Origin of the sequence: Bacillus sp. DX3.1 (genome assembly GCF_030292155.1) — a bacterium.
GTDB lineage: Bacteria > Bacillota > Bacilli > Bacillales > Bacillaceae_G > Bacillus_A.
In genome coordinates, this window is record NZ_CP128153.1 from 2,658,101 (window position 1) to 2,682,632 (window position 24,532).

Annotated in this window: 25 protein-coding genes and 3 pseudogenes; 5 read left to right on the forward strand and 23 right to left on the reverse strand. The window is 35.7% G+C overall.

Going from position 1 to position 24,532, the window contains the following annotated elements:
- Nucleotides 1-790 precede the first annotated feature (790 nt).
- The gene (locus QRE67_RS13045) at nt 791-1,636 is read left to right on the forward strand and encodes an oxidoreductase (RefSeq protein WP_286120600.1); all 846 of its coding nucleotides are present in this window, start codon (nt 791-793) and stop codon (nt 1,634-1,636) included.
- 322 nt (nt 1,637-1,958) lie between these two features.
- Here the strand turns inward: QRE67_RS13045 and QRE67_RS13050 are convergent, their stop codons facing one another.
- From QRE67_RS13050 to QRE67_RS13065, 4 genes are all read right to left on the reverse strand, one after another.
- Nucleotides 1,959-2,807, reverse strand: coding sequence for a PP2C family serine/threonine-protein phosphatase (locus QRE67_RS13050; protein ID WP_286120601.1), 849 nt, complete (start codon nt 2,805-2,807; stop codon nt 1,959-1,961).
- Nucleotides 2,791-3,246 carry an HIT family protein gene (locus tag QRE67_RS13055; protein WP_286120602.1) on the reverse strand — a complete coding sequence of 152 codons (456 nt, stop codon included), beginning with the start codon at nt 3,244-3,246 and terminating at the stop codon, nt 2,791-2,793. Before QRE67_RS13055 ends, QRE67_RS13050 begins: the two co-directional genes overlap by 17 nt.
- Nucleotides 3,247-3,534: 288 nt before the next feature.
- Nucleotides 3,535-4,368 (reverse strand): ABC transporter permease, encoded by an 834-nt coding sequence (locus QRE67_RS13060; protein WP_286125278.1) that lies wholly within the window; start codon nt 4,366-4,368, stop codon nt 3,535-3,537.
- On the reverse strand, nt 4,361-5,566 hold the full coding sequence (locus QRE67_RS13065) for a quaternary amine ABC transporter ATP-binding protein (protein ID WP_286120603.1): 1,206 nt from the start codon (nt 5,564-5,566) through the stop codon (nt 4,361-4,363). The genes QRE67_RS13060 and QRE67_RS13065 overlap by 8 nt, the downstream gene beginning before the upstream one ends.
- Nucleotides 5,567-5,832: 266 nt before the next feature.
- On the opposite strand from QRE67_RS13065, the gene QRE67_RS13070 reads away from it, so the two are divergent.
- Complete coding sequence (locus QRE67_RS13070; RefSeq protein WP_286120604.1) at nt 5,833-6,690, forward strand: glycine betaine ABC transporter substrate-binding protein; 858 nt, start codon at nt 5,833-5,835, stop codon at nt 6,688-6,690.
- A 57-nt stretch (nt 6,691-6,747) separates the two neighbouring features.
- Here the strand turns inward: QRE67_RS13070 and clpP are convergent, their stop codons facing one another.
- Nucleotides 6,748-7,332, reverse strand: a complete 585-nt coding sequence (clpP, locus tag QRE67_RS13075) for an ATP-dependent Clp endopeptidase proteolytic subunit ClpP (protein WP_286120605.1) — start codon at nt 7,330-7,332, stop codon at nt 6,748-6,750.
- 149 nt (nt 7,333-7,481) lie between these two features.
- Entirely contained in the window at nt 7,482-8,180 is a 699-nt protein-coding gene (locus QRE67_RS13080) for an RNA polymerase subunit sigma-70 (protein ID WP_286120606.1), read from the reverse strand.
- A 273-nt stretch (nt 8,181-8,453) separates the two neighbouring features.
- Here QRE67_RS13080 and QRE67_RS13085 point away from each other — a divergent pair, with 273 nt between their 5' ends.
- Both QRE67_RS13085 and rpiA read left to right on the forward strand, forming a co-directional pair.
- Nucleotides 8,454-8,777, forward strand: a complete 324-nt coding sequence (locus QRE67_RS13085) for a 2Fe-2S iron-sulfur cluster-binding protein (protein WP_286120607.1) — start codon at nt 8,454-8,456, stop codon at nt 8,775-8,777.
- Between the two features lie 12 nt (nt 8,778-8,789).
- On the forward strand, nt 8,790-9,473 hold the full coding sequence (gene rpiA, locus QRE67_RS13090; RefSeq protein ID WP_286120608.1) for a ribose 5-phosphate isomerase A: 684 nt from the start codon (nt 8,790-8,792) through the stop codon (nt 9,471-9,473).
- Nucleotides 9,474-9,567: 94 nt separating this feature from the next.
- Here rpiA and QRE67_RS13095 read toward each other — a convergent pair whose 3' ends face one another.
- From QRE67_RS13095 to QRE67_RS13160, 15 genes and pseudogenes are all read right to left on the reverse strand, one after another.
- Entirely contained in the window at nt 9,568-10,188 is a 621-nt protein-coding gene (locus tag QRE67_RS13095) for a nucleotidyltransferase domain-containing protein (protein ID WP_286120609.1), read from the reverse strand.
- A 272-nt stretch (nt 10,189-10,460) separates the two neighbouring features.
- Nucleotides 10,461-10,853 carry a ribosomal maturation YjgA family protein gene (locus tag QRE67_RS13100; RefSeq protein WP_286120610.1) on the reverse strand — a complete coding sequence of 131 codons (393 nt, stop codon included), beginning with the start codon at nt 10,851-10,853 and terminating at the stop codon, nt 10,461-10,463.
- 43 nt (nt 10,854-10,896) lie between these two features.
- Nucleotides 10,897-11,811, reverse strand: coding sequence for a ketopantoate reductase family protein (locus QRE67_RS13105; protein WP_286120611.1), 915 nt, complete (start codon nt 11,809-11,811; stop codon nt 10,897-10,899).
- Between the two features lie 81 nt (nt 11,812-11,892).
- Nucleotides 11,893-12,336: a GNAT family N-acetyltransferase gene (locus QRE67_RS13110; protein WP_286120612.1), complete on the reverse strand. Its 444-nt coding sequence runs from the start codon at nt 12,334-12,336 to the stop codon at nt 11,893-11,895.
- A gap of 171 nt (nt 12,337-12,507) precedes the next feature.
- Nucleotides 12,508-12,870, reverse strand: a complete 363-nt coding sequence (locus QRE67_RS13115; protein ID WP_286120613.1) for an MmcQ/YjbR family DNA-binding protein — start codon at nt 12,868-12,870, stop codon at nt 12,508-12,510.
- Nucleotides 12,871-12,984: 114 nt separating this feature from the next.
- Entirely contained in the window at nt 12,985-13,992 is a 1,008-nt protein-coding gene (gene iscB, locus QRE67_RS13120; protein ID WP_353507037.1) for an RNA-guided endonuclease IscB, read from the reverse strand.
- 12 nt (nt 13,993-14,004) lie between these two features.
- Nucleotides 14,005-14,229 carry an RRXRR domain-containing protein gene (locus QRE67_RS28665; protein ID WP_353507038.1) on the reverse strand — a complete coding sequence of 75 codons (225 nt, stop codon included), beginning with the start codon at nt 14,227-14,229 and terminating at the stop codon, nt 14,005-14,007.
- Between the two features lie 263 nt (nt 14,230-14,492).
- Nucleotides 14,493-14,654, reverse strand: a pseudogene (locus QRE67_RS13125) (serine hydrolase); the annotation flags it as partial.
- 286 nt (nt 14,655-14,940) lie between these two features.
- Entirely contained in the window at nt 14,941-15,279 is a 339-nt protein-coding gene (locus tag QRE67_RS13130) for a DUF952 domain-containing protein (RefSeq protein WP_286125279.1), read from the reverse strand.
- A gap of 125 nt (nt 15,280-15,404) precedes the next feature.
- Nucleotides 15,405-17,503 (reverse strand): annotated as a pseudogene (locus tag QRE67_RS13135) (HelD family protein).
- 451 nt (nt 17,504-17,954) lie between these two features.
- Nucleotides 17,955-18,101, reverse strand: a complete 147-nt coding sequence (locus tag QRE67_RS13140) for a hypothetical protein (protein ID WP_502873984.1) — start codon at nt 18,099-18,101, stop codon at nt 17,955-17,957.
- 155 nt (nt 18,102-18,256) lie between these two features.
- Nucleotides 18,257-18,709: a DUF2691 family protein gene (locus tag QRE67_RS13145; RefSeq protein WP_286120614.1), complete on the reverse strand. Its 453-nt coding sequence runs from the start codon at nt 18,707-18,709 to the stop codon at nt 18,257-18,259.
- A gap of 2 nt (nt 18,710-18,711) precedes the next feature.
- Nucleotides 18,712-19,116 (reverse strand): gamma-glutamylcyclotransferase family protein, encoded by a 405-nt coding sequence (locus tag QRE67_RS13150; RefSeq protein ID WP_286120615.1) that lies wholly within the window; start codon nt 19,114-19,116, stop codon nt 18,712-18,714.
- Between the two features lie 24 nt (nt 19,117-19,140).
- A complete protein-coding gene (recQ, locus tag QRE67_RS13155) occupies nt 19,141-21,258 on the reverse strand; it encodes a DNA helicase RecQ (protein WP_286120616.1) in 2,118 nt (705 codons plus the stop codon).
- 283 nt (nt 21,259-21,541) lie between these two features.
- A pseudogene (locus QRE67_RS13160) lies at nt 21,542-22,039 on the reverse strand (LysR family transcriptional regulator substrate-binding protein).
- Nucleotides 22,040-22,108: 69 nt separating this feature from the next.
- On the opposite strand from QRE67_RS13160, the gene QRE67_RS13165 reads away from it, so the two are divergent.
- Nucleotides 22,109-22,468: a cytoplasmic protein gene (locus QRE67_RS13165; protein WP_286120617.1), complete on the forward strand. Its 360-nt coding sequence runs from the start codon at nt 22,109-22,111 to the stop codon at nt 22,466-22,468.
- Nucleotides 22,469-22,785: 317 nt separating this feature from the next.
- On the opposite strand, the gene QRE67_RS13170 is transcribed toward QRE67_RS13165, so the two are convergent.
- Nucleotides 22,786-23,238, reverse strand: a complete 453-nt coding sequence (locus QRE67_RS13170; RefSeq protein ID WP_286125280.1) for a DUF6884 domain-containing protein — start codon at nt 23,236-23,238, stop codon at nt 22,786-22,788.
- 283 nt (nt 23,239-23,521) lie between these two features.
- The gene (ppaC, locus tag QRE67_RS13175) at nt 23,522-24,454 is read right to left on the reverse strand and encodes a manganese-dependent inorganic pyrophosphatase (protein ID WP_286120618.1); all 933 of its coding nucleotides are present in this window, start codon (nt 24,452-24,454) and stop codon (nt 23,522-23,524) included.
- Between the last annotated feature and the right edge of the window lie 78 nt (nt 24,455-24,532).

Below are 24,532 nucleotides of genomic sequence, written 5' to 3' on the forward strand. Positions count from 1 at the left end.
AATCATGACAACAAATCAGAAAACGCTTACATAAACTAAAATGGACGCAGAGTCATAGAAGCTACTAACCCTGTTTGTTTGTACTTTAAATCACGTGAATTCTAAGAGCACTGAGATATAGGAAAGTGAATTCAGGCATGCGTATCACGTCATAGTATGTATTTGGTGTACTATCCGTTTGCGCACTGATCATTTTGAATTGCTTGCCTACTAATCTCTTAACTTGATCTTCTACTTGTGCTAGAAGGTAAGCTTTTACAATACTTTACTTAGTCCTTCAGCATGAAATCGTGCAGTTAATCCGTTTGTTGATTCGCAGTAAATGTAGCTGTAATTGGTAATATTTTTCCAAATATGGCGAATAAAGATGATATAGCATGGATTACTGCTTTTTACTCATTTTTTCTAATGTTTCTTTTTTAATCCTCCCTTCTTCAAAATTTAACATTAGAACAATTATTATTATTCAGAAAATTCTGATTGAAATCAACTGTTTGCAGTACAATTTATGTTGGGAAAATTTATGTTGAGAAAATTTTTATCCCGCTATTCGCGGGCAGTAAGACCCCCATCTCAAGATTCTAAGAAATTCAAAGAATATAGATGGGAGATAACTGCCCGAAAAAGCCTGATTGGTGAAGGCTAATGATCAGTGTAGACGAAGAACCCCCACTGATAAAAGTTTCACTTTATGTCTTCTCTATCACTTTCCGTCTTTTTTTACGACTAGAATCATAGATTTTATACTCATAACTAGATATGATGAAGTTAAAAAGAAAGTGAGCAAACAATGCAGAAAAAGATTGCAATTATTACAGGGGCATCAAGCGGTTTTGGACTTTTAACTTCCCTTGAACTCGCGAAAAAAGGATTTTATGTCATTGCAACGATGAGAAACCTTGAAAAACAAACAAATTTACTTTCCCAAGCAACAACATTGCAGTTAGAACAAAATATCCAGACACATCAACTAGATGTAACCAACCAAGAATCTATTACTAGATTTCAATTATTTTTAAAACAACTTGATCAAGTAGATGTCCTTGTGAACAACGCTGGCTATGCAAGCGGTGGATTTGTTGAAGAAATTTCAATTGAAGAATACCGAAGACAATTTGAAACAAACGTATTTGGAGCAATTGCGGTAACACAAATTGTGTTACCTTTTATGCGGGAACAAAAGAGTGGAAAAGTTATTAATGTCAGCAGCATTAGCGGAAAAATTGGATTTCCGGGCCTCTCCCCTTACGTTTCTTCTAAACATGCACTTGAAGGATGGAGCGAATCACTTCGTTTAGAAGTAAAACCGTTCGGTATTAAAGTTTCATTAGTGGAACCTGGTTCCTATAACACAAACATTTGGGAAGTTGGACAACAGCTTGCACAAAGTCATTCTAACTCCGAATCCCCTTATAAAGAATATATGGACAAAATACAAAATCACATCAATAGTGGTAGTGATACTTTTGGTAACCCAATAGACGTTGCTAAAAAGATTGTATCTATTGCAGAAGCTAAACAAACAACTTTGAGATATCCCATTGGGAAAGGTGTAAGGCTGATGATAGTTGCTAAAAAAATTCTTCCGTGGAGATGGTGGGAGTTTCTTGTTTTGAGGAGTTTTAGGAAGATGTAGTGTAGAAAGCTGATAATAAATAAGAGCAGTTATACAAAGGAAATTTGTGATAACTGCTTTTTTTGATAAACTACCGCAGCTTCTGAAAACATCGATTTTACTTTTAATAAACTACACATCTTCATTGAATCTCAACTGCAAATATTCTTGTATATTAGGACTCCCTTTCGGATTATCCAATACCGCTTTTATCCAACTATCCCTTTCAAAACTTAACACTTTTACATCCCAACAACATGCAATTAATCCATGAGGTGTAAAATATTCAAACTTATTTGGAGTCTCATGTGATGCAATATAGGTCTCTTCATTCTTTCTCCCATTATAGTTTTGGCTCTGAAGGACGCATTTTATCAGGCTGATCACTTGGATAAGTAGAATAATCATGATTTACATAATCCCAGCTAATCATTGTTGCGCTATCTCTTCCAAGCTGATGATGGACATGTTCTAGTACATTCTGAACACATTTCGTTAACTTCTCTTTATTTTGATACAGGTCTTTATACAAATGAAACGGCTTTTCATAACGACGTTCTCCGCATTCTAATACACCATCTGTAACCATTACTATTCTATTTTTTCCTGTACGTAATTCTCGAATACCAGATGAATAACATGGAACTGGTAGTGAAAATGTATTTACATGTCCAACCCATTCATAAAAATGCCTTTGATTCAGCATATATTGCCCTAATGTATGTAACTCTTCATGCAATAAGTAGACAAGACAATCCCCTACCGAAAACCACCAAATATAGTTTTCTTTTCGGACACAGATTAAGCAAGCTGTTTCACCTTTGACTTGCTGACAAGATTGCTTAAATGACTCTGATTGAAAAAGTGATAGTATATACTCTTCAATGGATCGGAATACCGTTTCAATTGGTTCCTCTAGTAAAACCTTTATATTTTCATATTCATTTTGCACTGTATTGACTAACAAAGCTGTACTTTCTGCACTATAGTGTGCATCTAATATCATCGCAAACTCCCAATCATCATGCGACCAAACTAATGCACCATCTTCATTTTTCCGAGCTCCTGCACTTGTATTGCCACCATATCGTCCAATGACTGCATTACCACATTGCTTAACTGAAATTTCTCCTAAACACATTTCATCACTGCCGATCCATGAATATTGCTTTGTATTATTTGTTATATGCATATTCGTTCACCAAGTAAGCTTGAATCCTTTTACATAGATTTTGAATTGCTTCTGTTCCTCCATATGGTGCTCCTTCCCAATCTGCTACCTTTGTTGGAGACCAATATTCCCTCGGTGTATTCGGATAACGTGGAATAATGTGCATATGCATATGTGGCACACCATTACCTGATACAAATGCATAAATATGTTCCGCACCTTCACATTCTTTTAGCGCACGGCTTACTCTACTTGTGATTAAGCCAAAAGCTTGTGCTTCTTCCTCATTTAAGTCTGCTAGACCAGGAGTGTGTCTTTTCACATCAATCATAAGATAGCCTAAATACGTCTCGCTTTCTTCCCAATGCACATGTCCTACATACACAAGATCATCTTCATAAATTGCTCCGCCAGGTACAACGATATCTCCCTGATGTTTTTTACAAATAAAACAAGCCATATACAATCCCCTCTTCTTGATATTTTTTATATTCAACCACTACGTGTAAGACTATTATTTCGACAAAACCCCATGATTCTCCTAGAAAACTGTTAATATTTACTATTCACCAAACTAAAATAAAGTGAAACTTTGATCAGTGTTTTTTTCATCTCCCACCTATCTTATTTGGTTTCCTTAGAATCTTGAGGTGGGGGTCTTACTACCCGCAAATAGCGGAATAAAAACACGCCCCGTAATTAGAGTCTTAACATACGGAGCGTGTTGCTTTCGATTATTAAAACAACTTCATTTTTTCCTATGAAACCCTTGCGTAATTCTGTCTAACACAATCGCAATCACTACAATAGCTAGTCCAGCTTCAAAGCCCATACCGATGTTTACTTGTGTAACAGATCGATACACATCGACACCTAGCCCTGGTGCGCCTACAAGAGAAGCGGTTACAACCATTGATAATGAAAGCATAATACTTTGGTTTACGCCGGCCATAATCGTTCCTGTTGCGAGTGGCAGCTGTACTTTGAATAGCTTTTGAGATGCTGTTGAACCAAATGCATTTGCGGCCTCGATTAAGTCTTCTGGTACTTGTCTGATTCCTAAATCAGTAAAACGAATCGTTGGGGGCATCGCAAAAATAACTGATGCAATAATGCCTGGTACGACGCCTACACCGAAGAATGTAATAGCTGGAATGAGATAAACAAAGGCTGGCATTGTTTGCATGAAATCTAAAGTAGGTCTTAAAATTTTTGAAAACCGTTCATTTTGAGATGCTAAAATTCCAATTGGAATACCAACAAGAATAGAAATAATTACAGATGTTAGAACGAGTGATAATGTTTGCATCGTTTGTGCCCAATACTCAATATTTAGGATAAAAAGAAATCCGATTAATGAAAAAATAACTAACGATATTTTACGGGTCGTATACCAAACGAGAAAACACACGATAATGATAAATAAAAAAGCGGGGATAATCATTAAAAAATCTGTAAGTAACTCTACAAACCCTCCAATGACAAAAGAAAACCCTTTGAAAAGCCCTTCAAAATATGCATATAAACCCGCCACAAATGAATCGACCCATTCGCCTAAAGGAATACGCGGAATATTATTCATTGTCATTCACCTCTTCCTCTATATTTCCTGCTAGAGCTTGAATGACACTTTCACGTTTTATAATCCCTTTTAACCTTTTCTTATCATCGATAACCGGTAAGGGTAGCTTCATTTCTGCCATTTTTGCATACATCTCTTCAAGTAACGTATCTAAATATACGTGAGAGATATCTTTTAGTAATAAATCAGCAATTGGCCATTGTTTTTGAACTGCTTTACTTGCATCATCAGCAGTTAAAACGCCTAGAAACTCATGTTTTTTATTCACTACATATACGGTGGATACACTTGCATTTCTCATAATTTGCAGCGCTACTCGTGGGCCTCGGTCAATCAATAACGTTTCTGGTCTTCTCATGATGGATTCGGCAGTGATGACTTTCCCTAAATTTACATCTGCCACAAATCTCTCTACAAATTCATTGGCAGGGCTCATCATAATTTCTTCTGGTGTTCCAATTTGAACAATTTCTCCATCTTTCATTAGTGCAATGCGATCACCAATTCGCAGCGCCTCATCTAAGTCATGTGTAATAAAAATAATCGTTTTTTCCATTTTATCTTGCAGTTCTAATAACTCATCTTGCATTTCTTTTCGGATGAGTGGATCTAATGCACTAAATGATTCATCCATAAGAAGAACATCCGGATCATTTGTTAACGCTCTTGCGATACCAACGCGCTGCTGCATACCACCACTTAACTGTCCTGGGTAACTATCTTTATTATGTTCTAATCCTACTAATTTAAGCGATTCCAGTGCTTTTTCTTCTCTTTCCTCTACCGGTATTCCTTGCACTTCTAATCCATATGCTACATTTTGTAAGACGGTACGATGAGGAAATAACGCAAATTTTTGAAAGACCATGCTCATTTTCGTTCTTCTTACCTTCCGCAAGGCTTCCTTCCCCATCGTCGCAATATCTTCTCCGTCTATGTATATATGTCCAGCAGTGGGTTTAATCAATTGATTTAACATACGAACAAGCGTAGACTTTCCACTTCCTGATAACCCCATAATGACAAAAATTTCTCCTGTATACACTTCAAAACTTGCTTTCTTTACTCCGACATTCATTCCAGTTTCTTTTAAAATTTCTGCCTTGCTTTTTCCTTCTTTTAATAAAGCAACGCCTCTTAATGGATTTTTTCCAAACACTTTTGTCACGTTTTCAACACGAACTTTTGTATTTTCCATGCGACTACTCCTTTTTTGCCCATCTATTCACATAGTTTAGCAATTTTAATCAGAAATATTACATCAAAATCGTTTAGATAAGAGTTTTTTAAAATCTGCGTTTCCGTTCATAATAAGATTACTTGCGTGAAGCTTTGCTCATAAATAAGTTTGCCTTACAATGACAAACACACTTCTGTACATAAAGTGAACTTTTCATCAGTATAAATTTTCTGGTGAAAAATATACCAATCACTGTTGTCAGCTATAGAAATAGGAGGATTCTAATGAAGCGTAAAATATGGATGATAAGCATTTTGTTTTTAATCAGTATAATTGTCACCGCTTGTAACACAACTAATGCGAATACAAAAGGAAAAATCAAACTTGGTGTAACAAGCTGGAAAGAAAACATTGCTACGGCAAATATGTGGAAAGTATTACTTGAACAAAAAGGATATAAAGTTGAATTAATGTATTTAGAAAAAGCTGCAGTTTGGACCGGTGTAGCACGAGGAGATGTGGATGCAAATCTAGAAGTTTGGCTCCCTGTTACTGACAAACCACTTTATGAAAAATATAAAGACAACCTTGTAATAAAATCAAAATGGTATGAAGGAACAGGTCTTGGTTTAGTTGTTCCCTCTTATATGACAAACATCAACAGCATCGAAGACTTAAATGCTCATAAGGACGAATTGAACAATAAAATTATTGGTATCGAACCTGGAAGCAGTCTGATGAATTTAACCGATAAAGCCATGAAATCATATGGCATTGAGCTTAAACTTGTCCAATCTTCAGAAGCTGCGATGATGAGTGAGTTAAAGAAAGCCTATAGTAACAAGAAACCAATCGCTGTTACATTATGGAATCCACACTGGGGCTTTTCAGAATTTGATTTAAAATATTTAAAAGACCCTAAGAAAGTATATGGTGAAAAAGATGATATTTATTACTCTGTACGAAAAGGATTCGAAAAAGATTATCCTGAGGTCATCAAGTACTTCGAGAAATGGAAAATGACCGATGAGCAGCTCGGAACGCTAATGGTCATGCTGAATAAAACAAAAGATCCTGAACAAGCTGCTAGGGACTGGATTAAGAAAAATCAACAGGTAGTCGATTCTTGGATCAAAGATTAACTATAAGGAAACAAAAACAGGCTGTTGAACGACATTGTTCAACAGCCTGTTGCAATGCTATTTAATTTTTCGAATAACAGCATCTACAATTCCATACTTCTTCGCTTCTTCTGCAGTCATAAAATAATCTCTTTCTGTATCATGTGCGATTTTTTCAATTGGCTGCCCTGTTTGATCAGCAATAATTTGATTAATATCTTGTTTTAACTTTAAAATTCGCTTTGCTGATATTTCAATTTCAGTTGCTTGCCCCTGTGCCCCGCCAAGTGGTTGATGGATCATAATTTCACTGTTTGGCAATGCAAAACGTTTCCCTTTTGCCCCAGCCAGTAGCAATAAAGCTCCAAATGATGCTGCGAGACCCATACAAAGCGTTTGAACATCTGGCTTAATATAATTCATCGTATCTAAAATCGCAAATCCTGCCGAAGTAGAGCCACCAGGGCTATTGATATAAAGGAAAATATCTTTCTCAGCATCCTCAGCTTCTAAAAACAATAACTGCGCAACGACACTGCTCGCTACTTGCTCATTAATTTCTGATCCAATCATAATGATTCGATCTTTGAGCAGTCTTGAATAAATATCATACGAACGTTCTCCGAGCTTTGTTTGCTCAACAACATAAGGAATTGCATTCATAAAAATCCCTCCATCTATTCTTTTATCCTGTATTAACGGGCAGTAATATCCCTCCTTAAAGTTCTGCAGCAAGCACCAAAGCTTAGCGGAGGATAAACTGCCCATAAAAGCCCGATTCACTCACCTACCCATCAATTGGGAGTTTCACTTTATGCCGCACATAACATATAACCGTGAGAAGACGACATTTTTTTGTTAAATAATAGTACCGGTTGCTGGAAGGAGAAGTGTGTGAATTGTAATGTTGGAAGTAGTTTGGTTAATAATTCTGGTCTTTGTTGCTGTATGGCTGTCACAACTATTTCAACTTCAGCCTCCTGGTCAGCAATTTCAAAAACATCTTCATCATTTATCTTTTTAATCTTATTCCGACTACGAAATAACGAAGCTTTTACCGCACCTTCTGATATCGAACACACCTTTGCGATATCAGATAAACTATATTGAAAGACATCCTTTAATATAAAAATGACTGATTGTTGTACATTTAAAGAAGACAATACCCTTTCAACCATTTCATGCAAATCAGCAATCTTTTCATGCGGTTCTTCATATAAATGTTGTTCAATTTTCGCTTGAGATGGTTTTGCTTTTATTTGATCTAACCACTGATTTCGAGCTACTTTGTATAAAAGTGTGATACATATGTCTCGTACCTCTGTTTTATGAACATACTTCTGCAATACTTTACATATCGTTTCTTGGGCAAGATCTTCTCCGTCCCATTTGTCCTTTGTTAAAAACGTACAGTACCTGTTTAACTCTGCATAATGCTCTATGAGGAAATTTATATTTGAATGATTCATATCAACATGGGATTCCAGGAATTGCTTTACTTTTGTGCACAAAATAACCACTCCTTTTCAGCGCTTACTTAATAAACGATTCAATACATAAAAAAGTTACGGATCTATAAATTTTTTTTATAATGTTTATGTTAATAAAAGTCAGGTCATAAATATGTTATGTAGAATTTTATCCCGCATTAACGGGCAGTAATCCCTCATCTCAAATTTTTTTTAAGTATTCAGGGAATAACTGCCCGTTAATGCCCGATTCGTGAGGGCTCATCATCAGTGGAGAATTGATGAAAGTTTCACTTTATAGGAGGAGGTAACAAAATGCCAAATTTAACAGTGTTAGGTGTAGGAACATTTGATGTGAAAGAAGGAACGAAATTAGTATTAGCACTCGAAGACAATGGTGTACATATTCTTCATCGTTGCGGAGGAAAAGCTCGCTGTACAACATGCCGAGTTGAAATAGTAGCAGGCGATTTTTGCGAACCTACTCATGTCGAAAAGAACGCTATTACCGAAAAAGGAATTGAAGATCATTTACGGTTATCCTGCCAAATGCGTGTACAAACAGATTTAACAGTTCGCCCTATCTTAACTGTGGAAAATTCAGGGTTAGATGCCGGACCAAGGCCTGCAGAATCATAAGGAGAAATACCAATGGACTTAAAACGTTCAGCTGGTGAATATGCTGCCAATTATGTTAAGGATGGCATGACAATTGGACTAGGAACAGGTTCTACAGTATATTGGACGATACAAAAATTAGGTCAGCTGATAAAGGGTGGATTATCTATTCAAGCTGTTCCTACATCTATAGGAACAGCAAATCTGGAAAAACAACTGTCTATTCCGTTAATGTCCTTATCTGAAGTTGACAAACTTGATCTCACAATTGATGGAGCAGATGAAATTGACACTCACTTACAGCTAATTAAAGGCGGGGGTGGTGCTCTTCTTCGCGAAAAATTAGTCGCCACTTCGTCCGAAAAACTGATAATCATTGCAGATGAATCAAAACTTATTTCCGATTTAGGTACCTTTCCCCTTCCAGTCGAAATTGTGCCGTTTGCTTGGGAGCACACAGTAAAAAGGGTTCAATTATTAGGCTGCAAACCTACATTACGTCTGCAGAATGATAAACCATTTATAACAGACAATGGGAATTTGATTTTAGACTGTGTTTTTCCGGAACGCATAACCAATCCAAGTAACACACATCAACGTTTGAAAGCAATAACAGGTGTAATTGAAACAGGTTTCTTTATTGATATGGTACATACAGCAATTATCGGGACAAATGAAGGCGTTAAACGAATACTACCTCATCACAATAACACTTGAATACACATCTAATATATTACAAATATTCCCTTTAGATATAAAATCTAAAGGGAATATTTAGTTCACGTAGCTTCACCAAATAAAATTAGAGTACTTATAGCCTCATAATACAGTCTACTAATCGCTTCAAATCATTCATATTTGATTGAACCTGTAGTGCATTATGAAAAAGAATATAAGTATCTCGTTCATTTTCATAAAGCCAACTTAGAGATTTTTTAGGTCCTAAAAACCAAATCCCCTTTATGTTAAAATACATCTCTAAACTATCTACAAGAAGCCAGTGATATCTAAAATCACCCTCAATATCACCTTTTAAAGCTCTTCTGTACATCTTTTGGACCCAACTCTGTAAAAATTGTTTTTCTTCAAGTGTTAATCGTTTCGGCCCCTTATGAAATAACTCATCAATATCGTGAAGAAAACTACTACAAATTCCCCTGTCGTCTAGTAAAATTTCTCCTCCCTTTATACGAAGAAATTCTTCTACATCGTTCATCTTTTCCGTTTTATACATCCAAGCATCTAATTGTTTATCACTTAAAATACACGTATCATTACTTTTTATTGTTGGTTCGTCAGAAAAGCAAACTACATCTATATCGCTTTCATCTGTATAGTCGCCATTCACATATGATCCATATATTACGATAGAATGACATTTATATTCTTGAACTAAATAATCTGTGATCTTCTTTTTCAATTCATATTCCATGAAACTCACTCCAGATTAAAATACTTTAAACTTTGGTTACTATTGCTTGTTTGGATTGAATTGTATAACATCCTCTTTCGTTATTTAAAATAGAAAATAACAGCCTAATAGCTATAGTTAAATTAATCTGTTTAGGTTATAAGCGTTACTCTAGAATGAATCACTGTACTTGATAAATTAAATCCCTTAAGCCAAAACTTTGCAATCACTAAAGCTCGTTCCATTCTATTTCCTTCCTACATAACCCTAAATCCTCCACTATATTCCTATTTTCAAATGCGAGTTTTTCTATATAGAAATTCAATCACTCCCCCTGTTCCAATTCCGATCGCATACGCTAATAAATCACTCCATAAAAACCCATATCCTAATACTAATCCACCTAATGTTGTTTCTCTAATATTATCGATCCAATTCGCATGATACAGTTGACTTACTTCAATTAGATAGCAAAATGATATTCCGAGTAGTGCTACTTTCTTTGTTTCCATCCTGCTAAAAATAAAACCAAAACCAATGAAAATCATTAACGCCCATAGAGCGTCACCTACATAGGCATTCACTACATCTGGGAACAGATTTGCCATCTTTCTTGAGCTTAATCCTAAAATTATTACAACTATTATTAACATCGCATATATTACTCTATTCCGTTTATCATTCATGGTAAAACCTCACACAATACTTTTTTTATAATAAAGTTTCACTTTATAACATACTTTCATATATTTTCAGTCTGCTATATACAGTCTGTAATATCGGATAATTCTCTTCAGTAGGAGAAATTTTTGCTAATAAGAATCCGTGAAGATGCTGAGCTTCAACAGACAAGTTCTTCTCCATATCGCGCTGCATAGAAGATTTCATGGAAGGACTGAGAGCTAAGGTTATTTGGAATGTCTGTTCTTCAACTTCTTCGGATACTGGAGCTCCTACTAGTTTCGCAATGGAAGTCACTTCCAAAATGAGACGGCGATATATTTTCTGTCCATTTTCATCACTAAGGATCGGACCAATTGGTGCGTTCATTAACGTTGTTACACCACTCATACTAGCAATAAAGATGTACTTATGCCATATATCTCTTTGAATGTTTTCACTTAATGTAACATTGAATCCTGCATCATGAAAATGGCTCAATATTCGTTTCGCTCTGTCAGAGTATGTGCCATCCCATTCTCCAAAAACAAGATCATGTCGCGGACTAGATTGGATTACCGTTCCATGCTCGTCCAGTGTGGTTTCGATAAAACAGAGCCCTCCTAATATTGTTTCCTTACCAAATGCATGCTGGAGGTGTTCGAAATGCTCATAACCATTAAGTAAAGGAAGAATTACTGTTTTGGATCCTACATATGGAGCAATATCAGTTTGTACTTGTGGTAAGTGATACGATTTTACAGCAATAATTATTACATCATATTTTTGTACCGGGTCTTCATAACCAATTGTTTTAACTGGAGTATGAAAATCTCCATGTATACTTTTAATCGTTAGCCCTTCATCATTTAGTTGTTTCTGCTTTTTTGAACGAACAAGAAATGTTACATCTTCTCCTTTTTGGGCCAAACGTCCGCCAAAATACCCACCAATCGCTCCTGCTCCTACAATTAAGAATCTCATCTCTTTCCCCCCATTTTGTATTCTTCATTCTATTCCTAAAAAATGGCGTTGCCGTAAATACATTGTTGAATCTTCATTTATTTACATTAAATGTTTTCGAAAATGTATTTGATTATCTTTCGTACCTGTTGTTATATAACCTAATGATTTGTATAAACCAATCGGCTTTCCCCACTGTAAATTTGTCTCTATTACAATTTGTTTATAACCCCATTCGTAGGCCTTTTCTTCAAGGAAATGTACAATTTGCCTCGCAAGTCCCCGCTGCCGATAGTCTTTTAATACAGATACTCTACAAATACGAGCTGTTTCCTCATCTTCTTTGTATAAGGCTCCTGTACAGACAATCTTTTTTTCTACTGCCCCAACTACGAACATATTCCCTTTTTCAGAATATGTTTGTAAAACATTATGTAAATCTGGATTTAAACTGTAATCAATTTCACTAAAGTAATCAAGAAAACCAGTAAAAATAACTTGTCTAGCTTCTTCCACTGTATCCAATGTCACAGGTTCAATCCTCATTATTGGTTCCTCCGTTCTTATAAAATCACTCTCCTTGCATTCATTCTATTACACTTTTATCCATAATTATATTTCATTTATCTTATTAAGGGCATTACGTTTTACGAATCAAAAAAATGCTAGCTTTGCGCTAGCATTTCAAATTGATAGATAATTCATATCTCACTTCTGTTATTCTTGACCTAGAATTTCTTTCTGCTTCTTCTTTGAAAAAGATTTCAATACTAATTCATAAGACCAATCGATCATTTTGTTTATTTCTTCTTGACTTAACTCCCCATCAAAATAAATAGTATTCCAATGCTTTTTATTCATATGATAACCTGGGATAATCGTCTTAGGGTATTCTTCTCTTACTTGCAGTGCAATCTCTGGATCGCATTTTAATGTTATTGAAGCTTGACCCCCATTTTCATTATTTAAAATCGCAAATATTTTATCATTGATTCTCATACAGGTAGCATTCCACCCCTCTGGAGAATCTTCAGTCGCTTTTCTCTTTGATAGACAATATTTACGCGTTGTGTCAAACATTGGTCTTGTCTCCCTACTTATTTAACGTACTTCCCGAAAGAAGTCCTTATCTTCAAGCTCGTGACGGGCGATAGCCAAGCGATAAAGTGGGGATAAATTTCAGTTAGGCATCGCCTAACTGACTTGTAAGAACTGCCAGTTGTTATTGTGGTGTTTACATTCAATATCCGATATATTCACTTGCTTATAAGATTTAGCAGGATTTTGTATATAATGACCATCTATATCTTGCACATACACCATCTTCCCTGTAAATCCTGTCACGAATCCTACTTGCTCAAACACTTTCACTTTATCACCTAGATAAATTCCATTTACATAAGGCGTATTTTTATTGTTTCTTTTCGCTGTTCTATTTTTTGTTTTTCTTCCTTTCCTTGGAGTTGCTTCATGAAGAGAACGCTTTTTCTTTCTAAATTGTTTGATGCGAAACTCACCACTTTGCTGATATTTTTGTAATTGTTTCGGATTGGTAATCGCAATGGCATCGTTATAGTGTGTTTTTGATAATCTTAATTCTTTTCGCTTCGGTGTTGTGTAACTGCCATACGTGATCTCACAATCTAAACGCTTCATGATTTGAAGCCGCAAAATATTCATAAAGGCGGTCTCTTTATACTGTTTTGGTTCCTTAAAAACGTGCTTAATTTTTCCTTGATGGAATTTTCCATGGCAATCTTCATGTACTGTCACGAGGTTCTCTGCCATATCTGAACCACCCTTATGTCGCTCAATTATATGGTGCGTGTGCAAAATGCCACCTTTTTTCTTACAGATTTGACATGTATAATGGTCTCTCGCAAATACATAGTATCTTGTATTCCAAAAGCCAAATGCGTCTCCTTGTTGATACGCTTTCCCTTGTATATCAGGGTTCTTTAGTTTTTGTATATCAAACTTGCCGACTTCTACAATGACTTTTGGTGAAGGCAATAGCGATTTGAATGTCTCAATCCAATGAATGATGTTATCGGTTCGACTTTGAATCGATGGGGAAGCCAGCCTTCTTTCTTTTTCGATTGAGAAAGCGCGCTTTTCGGTAACGGGTTGTACGTTGTCTTCTACCTCTACGTAATGTAGCTCTGAGGGTAAGATTCTCTTTGATATCTTGACGTAGCTCAATGGTTCCTTTCGCTAGTACTTTTCCTCTGTTGTAATCGCGACCCCCACATATTTTGCACCGCTATCGACACCAATTGTAACAGGTTTCAATGTTTCACCGGTGGCATACTGCAATTGAATTGTAAACGGTGTATGCCTAAAAATCTTAGCTTTTCCTTGTTTAAGAAGAAGCCGTGCCTTACGAGTACTGCAAGGCATGAGCGGTTCTCCTCGTAAATTCTTGACAAATACACGCATGTTTTGTCCCTCCTAAGAGTTTGTTTCCCTTCGCCAATGTTTGTAGGTGTTAGCAACTTCTTATGAAAGAAGGCCTGTGGTTGACCGTCCCTTCCCAACCAGAACTGTTACAGAGCCACCATAGAGCCAAGAACTAGGGAATTATTCTTGGGTATGCAACCTACGAACGTAGTCTACAAAAGGCTGAGGCTAGACAATCAGGGCTTTTTGCAAGCCCCCACTTCAAAACGCGTTAGCGTTTAAGTGGTGGGTAGTTGACTCCACTTCGCTAAAGCAAATCCAATCGCAACCTTTGCAGCAGACGCTAGAGGAACCGATAGTTCACTATTATGCGAAGCTACAATACTTTTGTTTTTTGGAGAATAAACAACGATTCCTACTTGACCCGATTCGATTTCTTTTATTTTCTGGATCAATGCATCCATATGTATACCCCTTTTCGATTCCATTTTCCCACCCTCAATATTTCTATAACTGAAATCGAAATTCCTTTTATTATGTTAACTATATAAATCCATTTTGATTTTTCGACATATAGCCGCGACTATGGATAACAACAGGTGACCTGCACTCGTTTTCTCTCTTTGTTTTCACTTGGCATGGGACAGGAAAAGGATCTGACCGTTTCTATGCATGGCCGGATGCTCTCTCCCACCTAAAAAGAAGGGGTTTATGTCGGTTTTTTAATTTGTATTTATATAAATTACTCTTCTACTTATAATCTAGTGTAGCTGGTAAAACAAAGGCTCCATTTTCTTTACGAAATGCTATCACATTCACCACAGCATCTACATTTAATACACCGTAAATATGCGGATACTTCTGTCCATTGGAAGCCACTTCATATTTTATCTCCGCCTTAACAAGGTCTGGATCGATTACTAATAGTACTATTTCTGTTTCATTACTAAAATATTTCTTTGCAACTTCAGTAGATTGCTCTAAACTTGAGCAATGAATAAACCCTTCCTCTCTAAGAGAATCTTCAATGATTTCACCTGTCGTTTTTCCTTTTTCCCAATCTTTATGATTCATAACTTTTGTGATGATATTCATTCGCTTTTTCTTCCTTTCCGTTACTGTGTATATTCAAATTCAACAGTATATAAAAGAAAAAATCAAGAGGACTTTCCCATGCATTACGATGAAAAGCCCCTTGATTCATACATCTACTTCTATATTCTAGCCTCATATAGGTCATCAGGAATTTTCTGAAGTAACGGTGAACGCTCTCCAGAATAAAAAATCCATAAGTCATGCAGCGATCTCGTACATCCTACATATAATAATTTGGCATCGTGTTTCGTATCTTTATAATGCGCTTCATCCACATCTACAAGCAATACTGCATCAAATTCTAGGCCCTTTGCTAGGTAAACAGGAACAACTGAAATGCCGCCCTCATATTTGCTTTGATTGGCTTCTATCACATTAACAGAGATACCCGCTTTTGTAAGTTTTTCATAAATGTCACGACACTCTGCATCAGTTCTACCTACGACTGCAATGGTTTTCACATTATCTTTTTGCATTTTTTGTAGTGTAGAGAGAATGGCTTCAAATTGATCCTCAGCTGACACGATTTTCACTTTCTCTCCGCTACGGAAAACAGGTGTCGCAAGACCCACTGGTATTTCAGCACTTCGAATCACTTCATTTGCAAACTGAATGATTTCTTTTGTAGAACGGTAACTTCGCGTCAACTCGTAGTATCCCGATTCTTGAAATACCTGCTTAAAATCATCCCAATCCTCAATGCCTTGATAATCGTAAATAGCCTGGGATAAATCTCCTAAAATCGTAAAGGAATTTCCAAGCGTCATTTCCTTTAATATGAATAATTGAAACGGAGAGAAGTCTTGTGCTTCATCAATGACAACATGATGAAATTTCTGTCCTAGTTTAATTCCTTCTAAATGATGATGAATATAAATAAGCGGTGCTAAATCTTCTAATTGGACTTCTTTTTTTCTACAGTTTTTCGCTGTTTCTTGAACGAGTTCAGCTGGTAAGATTTCTAACAAATTTTCTTGTTTCATAAGCATACTGTAAAATGACAGTGCACTCATTTTCGGCCAATATTTCATATAAGCATTCAATCTCTTTGTTGCTTCTTTTTTCAGTAGTTTTTTCTCGTTCGTTCCTTCAAACTTTTTCAATTCCATCTCAATCCAGCGCTTCATTCGTCCGATAACACGTTCTCGTCTTTTTGCCACCGGATAATGTTTATATTCTATTTGAATCCATTTCTTAATTTCATCCATCTTAATAACCGCTCGGTCCCAAGCCTCAAAATCTTTTGTTGGTAAAAGATTCTTTTCAAAATGAATACAGCTTTCCTGAATGAACGATTTGAATTTCATCGTTCCCTTTAATTTACCAAGCAGAACCTTTTTCTCATCACGATTTATTGAAAAAGCTTGTTCCAATTGTGTTTCCGTACTTTTCACTTTCACTGGATCATTTAATGTCTGCAGTGCCCAGTCCTGAAATGTCGTTTGGCTAATATCACCTACACCAAGCTCTGGAAGGACACTAGAAATGTAATCAAGGAATAAACTATTTGGCGCAAATACAATCATTCTTTCCGCTTTCAATTGTTCCCGGTATTCATAAATTAAAAAAGCAAGCGATGTAAAGCGATCGTTGTTTTTCCGCTTCCTGCAACCCCTTGAATTATAAGTGGCATATTTTTTTCCGCTCGAATGATATCATTTTGTTCCGCTTGAATCGTCGAAACGATATCTTTTAACTTGTTATCTTTATTTTCACCTAATCGGTACAGAAGGAAATCATCTGCAAGCGATAGATCGTTGCTCCCTTTTACATATGTATCAACAACACGTTCTAGCTCTCGTTTGCGAATAGAAATGTTTCTTTTTAAATAAATATTCCCTTCAATTAATCCGTCTGGTGAATGATAAAAGGCTGGTTCCTCGCCACCGGTAAATGAATAAAACATACTAGCGACAGGTGCACGCCAGTCAATAACAATCGGCTTCATTGTATCTTCATCTGAAACGCCGACCTTTCCAATGTAAATAGGATTTGGTTCTAACTGTCCGTCTTCTTCAAAATCTAAGCGACCAAAGTATGGTTCTTGCACGCCAATGCGAAGATTTTTCCGACTTGACTCTCTCATACTTTCAAGTACTTGCTCTTTTATATCTTCTCCGTAATAGATCGGAACTTTCTCCAGTTTTTCTAATTGCTCATCCATTTTAGATAAAGTATCATTCATTCGCTGTAGCTCTTGTTTATAGATACTGTTCATTTCGATGATTCCCTCCTATTCGCTCGAAATTTTCAGTCGAACTATAATTTTATAAAAAATACAATTGTAAAGTCAATAGATAAGAGTTTTCTAAACCATAACAAAAAGACAGATAGTATCATCCTCTTAATAAAGGAACTGTACACAGCGAATGATATTGCAATCATCGAAAAAACGTATTCTTTCTCATTGGAACAATATGAAGATAGCAACAGCCGATGTTATGTCAGTGATGAACGTTTCAGGAAACTCCAGTAATGGAAAATATAAAAAAGGAAGCTACTCTACAGGATGGCTTCCTTTTTTGTTACACTTTGTCCTCGCTGTTTCAATATATAAGTCCTTAACAACCTCTTACTTTCTAAGTCACTCCATGAAATCATGTAATTGTAAATGAACCGACTTAATTTGTTTTAAACGTACTTTATTGTTACGCAATACATCGATTGTACTAGTCCTCAGTCGTAATATTTCTATTTTCTAAATAAACTGGTTGTGTAATCCGGTCGTATAAATCCTCTTCTAAGTTTCTCGTATACTCTTCTAGTTCATCTAATGCTTTGAGAGACTTTCTTTCCCACTGATTATTAGCCTTCACCAATTAGGCTTTTACGGGGGCATTTTATCTACCATCTAACTTCTTTGCTTCCTGCTGAACGTTGAGGTAGGGATATCGTCGCCCGCAAATAGCGGGATATAAACCAAAAAAAAACGAAATCTATCTAGATTCCGTTTTTCATAAAACTTCATTTATCAAACACTCATCCCTGTTCGATCGTCATTTAAATCTGTAACATATTCAACATCTGTAAAATGTTGTTTTATCGCATTTTCATACAATTGATTCAACATATTTTTATCTTTACAATACAGAGTTACATATTCACACTCTGCAATTAATAAAATAAGTTCGCAATCACTATGAAGAAATTCTTCATATGTTTCAATTTCTGTAATTCCCCCATGTTTAGGATAGATCTTAAAGTCCGTAAAAACGATATAATATTGTTGCTCATTGATTATTTTATGGACTTTAGTCCCCTCTATTACATAATTCTCTTTTGGAAATAAGTGCTCTTGTTTTCCATCATAAATTTCTACTGTTTCAATCGAAATTAGAAAATCTTTTAAATCCACAGGTTGCAAAATCTGAGACAAATACATTCCATATTCATTTGGAATCATAAAGCTAATGCCTCTTTCCAACTTTATCCCCCCTGCTTATTTCCACTTAATAACTTATTATAACGCACCCAATCACCAGAAATAATAGGGCGCTGCAGCATTTCCTCACTTTGTGCTACATATACATATGCCGTAATATTTCTATTTTCTAAATAAACCGATTGTGTAATCCGGTCGTATAAATCTTCTTCTGGGTTTCCCGTATACTCTTCTAGTTCATCTAATGCTTTTAGTACAGTATCGCTTACTTCATACACTTCTCCATGTACTTTTTCATCTATAGACGGAACCATTGCGGGATAATACTCGTTCGTATCAAATAGTTTTCCATAAGTCCATGCTTCTGCTGCGATACATGTTGAGTCTTGCAAATAATGAGCATTTATTTCATTTTTTCTTAGTGTGCCATACACAAAAACGTAGTGCATATCCCCTATCCCCTTAACACTTTTCTATTTTCGTATTTGCAAATAAGCTCGGATCATAAAATAACTCACAGCATTAGGAAGTTGTTCCTTCATAGACTTTAAGCCACCTTCTGCATTTTTCACAGCTGCTTCAATGAGAGATTCATATTCTTTTGGCACAAAGCTTGCCCAATCTACTTCCATTCCTTCTTCAAAGCTTCGAATCAAATGATTTTCAACTGTTTGACGAGACAGTCCTCTTTCTTTCGCAATCGCATCAAGCGCTTCGCCTTTCTTGTACATTTCATACGTTTCAAGATGAGAATTTTTCGATGCTTTTGCTGACTGTTTTCGTTCCGTTACAGTTTCTGTCTTAAGATTTTCCGCATAATCCGGATTTTTTTCAATAAAGTCGATCACTGCTTGTAAAAATTGAGAGCCATATTTGGCAAGCTTATGTTCCCCAATCCCTTTTACTTGTAGTAACTCGCCATCACTTTGTGGCATTTTCGCACACATATCTTTTAACGTCTGATCAGAGAAAATAACAAACGGTGGTACACCTTCTCCTTGTGCAATTTCTTTACGAACATTACGCAGCTCTTCAAATAATGGATGATCTTGAACAATTTGTCTCGTTTCCACTCTTTCTTTTCGTAGGACTGCTTCATTACCAAGCAATGCATTCTTTCCTTTTGCGGTTACTTTTAACGTTGGGTATGTTCCATGTTCTACCGCAATGAGTTCTTCTGAAATTAAAAACTCGATAAACTCACTGACCTCTTTTACACTGCGATTTGATAAAAGACCGTAAGTTGGTAATGTATGAAAATTAAATTCGATTACTTTTTTGTTTTTAGATCCCGTTAACACTTGGGCAATCATTTGTTTCCCAAAACGTTGATTTGTCCGAATCATACAAGATAAGACCATTTGTGATTCTCTCGTTACATCAATGCTTTCACGTTCATCTGTACAATTACCGCAGCGTCCGCAGTCTTCTTTCGGCTCTTCACCAAAGTATTGCAAGATGAATGATTGTAAGCATTGTTCTGTATGACAATAATCCGTCATATTTTGCAGCTTTTCTAGTTCATTTGAAAACCTTGATTCTCCTGTAGATTGATCAATTAAAAAGCGCTGCACCTGCACATCTTGTGAAGCATACAGCAAAATACATGCACTATCTAATCCATCACGACCAGCACGGCCTGCCTCCTGATAATAACTTTCCATATTTTTAGGAAGCTGATAATGAATAACATAACGAATATTCGATTTATCAATCCCCATCCCGAAAGCTGATGTAGCTACCATAACGCTTACTTCATCACGTAAAAAACGCTCTTGCTGTTCATTCCGATCGTGATCATTCATGCCCGCATGATAACGTGAAACTGACACACCCGCTTTATATAAATCTTCATACAGTTGATCGACAACTTTTCGAGTCGCTGCATAAATGATCCCGGATTCCTTTTTATTTTGGCGAATATAGTCCGCTAAAAAAGAATAGCGATCTTGTCCTTTTACAACAGAAAAAGATAAATTTTCTCGTTCAAAGGTCGTCATAATTGTATTGCTTTGATCGATTTCTAGCGTACTACAAATATCCTCACGCACTTGCGGTGTTGCAGTTGCGGTTAACGCAAGTACAAGTGGTTTTTCTGGAAGATAGTCTAAAATACGATGGATATGTAAATAACTTGGGCGGAAGTCATGTCCCCATTGTGAAATACAGTGCGCTTCATCAATCGCAATCATTGGTATTTTCATATCAATAAGCTGATCAACAAACTCCATTGAATCTAAACGCTCTGGTGCGATATACAACAATTTATAATGACCTTGCTTCGCTAATTGAATACGTTGATTTGCTTCTGTAATCGATATAGAACTATTAATATAAGTAGCTGAAATACCATTTTGTACTAACGTATCCACTTGATCCTTCATAAGTGAAATCAGTGGCGAGATAACTAATGTCGTTCCCTCAAATACTAATGCCGGAATTTGATAACAAATCGATTTACCACCGCCTGTTGGCATAATACAAACGGTATCTTTTCCATCTAATACATTTTTAATTGTCTCATCCTGTCCTCTGCGGAATGATGAGTAACCAAAATAGGACGCTAAAAGTTCTTGTGCTTTTGTAAACAAAAAAGATTCACCTGCTTTTCTTAGTCTTTCATCTACTAATATTATATCATTAGTTAAAAATCATTGTACTCTCTACTTCTCTCCATCTCTTCGCATGCTTACGAATAATCATTAAAAACTCGTGTAAAGTAGGAGAAAACCATTTATCCCGCATTAACGGGCAGTAATACCCCCACCTCAAAGTTCAGCAGAAAGCAAAGAAGTTAGGTGGGGGATAAACTGCCCGTAAAAGCCCGATTGGTTCAACTAATAATCAGTGGGGGATGAAGAAAACCCCCACTGATTAAAGTTTCACTTTATTTTTATGGTATGCAAGTTGTGTTGCAAATTTTGCTTCACTTGAAATGACAGCGTGTAGTTTCTTGTCTTTCTGCTCTTGCTCAATCGTAATAATTGGCAATAAAGAAATTCCTAATCCGCACATTACACATTGCTTTATTGCCTCAATGCTCCAAAACTCAAATGTACTTTCATGCTGAATCCCTTATCTTTGTAAATAATATTCAAAAAATGCTCGGTAACTGCATCCGCGTTCTGTGTACAAAAAGGTTTCCTCTTGAGAAAATTGGGCATCATACGAATCTGTTTGTGTAACAATGTAATCTTTCGGAAAAACAAACGCCATTTGCTCCATTACAAGTTGCTCAATATGTAAATCCTCTTCATAACGCTCGGTATCTAAGAGGAAAGCAATATCTATATTTCCACTCTTTAAATCATTTCTCAATTTCCTACACGTCGAAGCTTTTAATGTAATTTTCACTTTTAAAATCCTCTTCATCCCTTTACATTTAACATATATCGATATATTTTATTAGTATCTTTGTTTATATTTGTAGGAGGCAACATTTTGATTAACGCAATAGGTATCGCTTTTATTCTTTCTAATAAACTCGAAAACAAGAAAAAAGTTTATCTTAATGATAGATTTGCACTACTAGACATTATTGAATCTAAAGATGCATATGATTCTGAAGGCAACCCATTAGTAGAGCTAACCTGTAAATATAGTATTTATTTGGATGAAAAATACTACTGTAAATCTCTTGAAGACTATACTGGACAAGTATTCCCTTTCCTAAGTTCAAAAATAGGAAAAGGTCTTGTTAGAAATTTAAATTATTATTTTTCATATGTTGACGCATATAATAAAAAACCACCAGTTAAAGAGATAAGAAGACTTATGGAGCAAGTAATAAATTATAAATAACATTTAATGTGTTCTAAATGGAAATGCTCTTTAAAATAAGGGGGTATCCCTAAAGCCCCCTTATTTTTCAATAACTAATTATTAATCTTCATCTCGATATGTTAATTCAGCTAAAAATTCTTCCAGTGAATCACTATGTAATATCTAAAATTTCCACCTCATGATTTTCTAACCGCTCGAGCATACATAGCAATTTATCAATTTCATTCTTGTAGGACATTTTACTCTCTCCTCATCTAGCTTTTCGCCTTATAAGCCTATATTTCTAACGATACACAACACACTTATGTACAATATAAATCGAATTCTTTTAACTTTTACTGAATCTCGGTATGATTTTCAACCGCACACTTCAACTTCTGCAACATATACCCAATGCCTTTACAGCCTTCTAATGGATAAGAAATGATCTCTTCTGGATATAGCTTTGTCACTACTTTTTTATGTTTCTTTCCTGCAAGCAAGATAATTTCATCAAAGTCTAACAGCTTTTTATTAATCATCTGTTTTTTTAGTTGTTCTATACTAATAATCTCATCACTTTTCGAATCAAAAGCAAGATCATAGTTTTCTTTCACTATATCAGTTGGAAGTAAAAATCCATGCTTTGCGGATAAAATAACCCAATGTGTAAAGAATTGAGAAGCATACGCTTGGCACGCCTTTCCGAATGGACTAATGTATACATCTTTCGCTTCTGTTGGTCCCTTATCAGAGTACTTATCCCAAATTTTCTTTTTTCCACATGGAATGATGCATAGCCTTTTCATTGTTACGTTCTTACCTCTTTTCTTTTTCAATCCCATTTATAATCTGCTTCATTTTTTCATTATTACTTTTAAGATATGACATATTAATTACCAATAAGATCATAGCATTTTTAATTCTAAGATAAAAATATCAGGTTTTTCTTTTCTTCCTATCCAAGTTCCATTTTTCCTATATAAAACATTAAAATAACAGACGTTAATGTTTGGAATTTCATCCTTCCTAAAAACAAAAAAGAACAAGCAGACTGTATATCTGCTTGTTCTTTTACATCCAAAGTTACTCTTATAGAGCTTGGAATGTTTCTGTTAATACAGGAACGATTTGTTTTTTACGAGAAACAACACCTTTTAAAGTAGCTGTATTGTTTTCTAATGTTACATTATATGCTTTCTCAACAACTTGTGTTGATTTACCAATCGCAAGACCAACAGAATCGTTTGTTAAGATGTCAGTTACAACAAATAAGAATAGGTCTAAACCTTTTTCTTCTACTACTGCAGAGATTACTTTTTCTAATTCTGCTTGGTGTACAAGAACGTCGTTTGTATCAACAGCGTTTACTTGCGCGATTTCAACTTTTGCATCGCCCATTTGGAATTCTTTTGCGTCAAGGGAGATTAATTGCTCCATTGTTTTACCGCTTAAATCTGCGCCAGCTTTTAACATTTCTAAGCCATAGCTATCTGCATCAACACCAGCGATTTCTGCTAGTTCACGAGCTGCAGCTACGTCTTGTTCTGTGCAAGTTGGAGATTTAAATAATAAAGAATCTGAAATGATTGCAGATAACATTAATCCTGCAACCTCTTTACGAATTGCTACGCCGTTTTCTTTGTACATTTTGTTTAAGATTGTTGCTGTACAACCAACTGGCTCACAACGGTAGTATAAAGGATCGCTTGTCTCAAAGTTAGCAATACGGTGATGGTCGATAACTTCTAATACACGAACAGATTCGATATCGTTAGCACTTTGTTGACGTTCGTTGTGATCAACTAAAATAACGTTGTCCACTTCGTTTGCTACTGTCTCAACAAAACGCGGTCCTTCTACTTTAAAATGATCTAACGCAAATTGAGTTTCACCGCTGATTTCACCTAAACGTACAGGTTCAGCATTCATTCCTAATTCTTTTTTCAGTTCTGCATAAGCAATTGCAGAACAAATTGCATCTGTATCTGGGTTTTTATGCCCGAAAACTAGTACTTTTTCCATAATTTCCACCTCTTCATGAAAAGGATATCTTATAGAAGCAAATATGACAATATTTTAAACACATTTTTTTATAAATAA

Coding starts and splice junctions, on each gene's coding strand:
- QRE67_RS13045 (WP_286120600.1), top strand. CDS start 791: ATGCAGAAAAAGATTGCAATTATTACAGGGGCATCAAGCGGTTTTGGA.
- QRE67_RS13050 (WP_286120601.1), bottom strand. CDS start 2,807: ATGCATATAACAAATAATACAAAGCAATATTCATGGATCGGCAGTGAT.
- QRE67_RS13055 (WP_286120602.1), bottom strand. CDS start 3,246: ATGGCTTGTTTTATTTGTAAAAAACATCAGGGAGATATCGTTGTACCT.
- QRE67_RS13060 (WP_286125278.1), bottom strand. CDS start 4,368: ATGAATAATATTCCGCGTATTCCTTTAGGCGAATGGGTCGATTCATTT.
- QRE67_RS13065 (WP_286120603.1), bottom strand. CDS start 5,566: ATGGAAAATACAAAAGTTCGTGTTGAAAACGTGACAAAAGTGTTTGGA.
- QRE67_RS13070 (WP_286120604.1), top strand. CDS start 5,833: ATGAAGCGTAAAATATGGATGATAAGCATTTTGTTTTTAATCAGTATA.
- clpP (WP_286120605.1), bottom strand. CDS start 7,332: ATGAATGCAATTCCTTATGTTGTTGAGCAAACAAAGCTCGGAGAACGT.
- QRE67_RS13085 (WP_286120607.1), top strand. CDS start 8,454: ATGCCAAATTTAACAGTGTTAGGTGTAGGAACATTTGATGTGAAAGAA.
- rpiA (WP_286120608.1), top strand. CDS start 8,790: ATGGACTTAAAACGTTCAGCTGGTGAATATGCTGCCAATTATGTTAAG.
- QRE67_RS13095 (WP_286120609.1), bottom strand. CDS start 10,188: ATGGAATATGAATTGAAAAAGAAGATCACAGATTATTTAGTTCAAGAA.
- QRE67_RS13100 (WP_286120610.1), bottom strand. CDS start 10,853: ATGAATGATAAACGGAATAGAGTAATATATGCGATGTTAATAATAGTT.
- QRE67_RS13105 (WP_286120611.1), bottom strand. CDS start 11,811: ATGAGATTCTTAATTGTAGGAGCAGGAGCGATTGGTGGGTATTTTGGC.
- QRE67_RS13110 (WP_286120612.1), bottom strand. CDS start 12,336: ATGAGGATTGAACCTGTGACATTGGATACAGTGGAAGAAGCTAGACAA.
- QRE67_RS13115 (WP_286120613.1), bottom strand. CDS start 12,870: ATGTTTGACACAACGCGTAAATATTGTCTATCAAAGAGAAAAGCGACT.
- QRE67_RS28665 (WP_353507038.1), bottom strand. CDS start 14,229: ATGCGTGTATTTGTCAAGAATTTACGAGGAGAACCGCTCATGCCTTGC.
- QRE67_RS13150 (WP_286120615.1), bottom strand. CDS start 19,116: ATGCACTACGTTTTTGTGTATGGCACACTAAGAAAAAATGAAATAAAT.
- QRE67_RS13170 (WP_286125280.1), bottom strand. CDS start 23,238: ATGAAAAGGCTATGCATCATTCCATGTGGAAAAAAGAAAATTTGGGAT.
- ppaC (WP_286120618.1), bottom strand. CDS start 24,454: ATGGAAAAAGTACTAGTTTTCGGGCATAAAAACCCAGATACAGATGCA.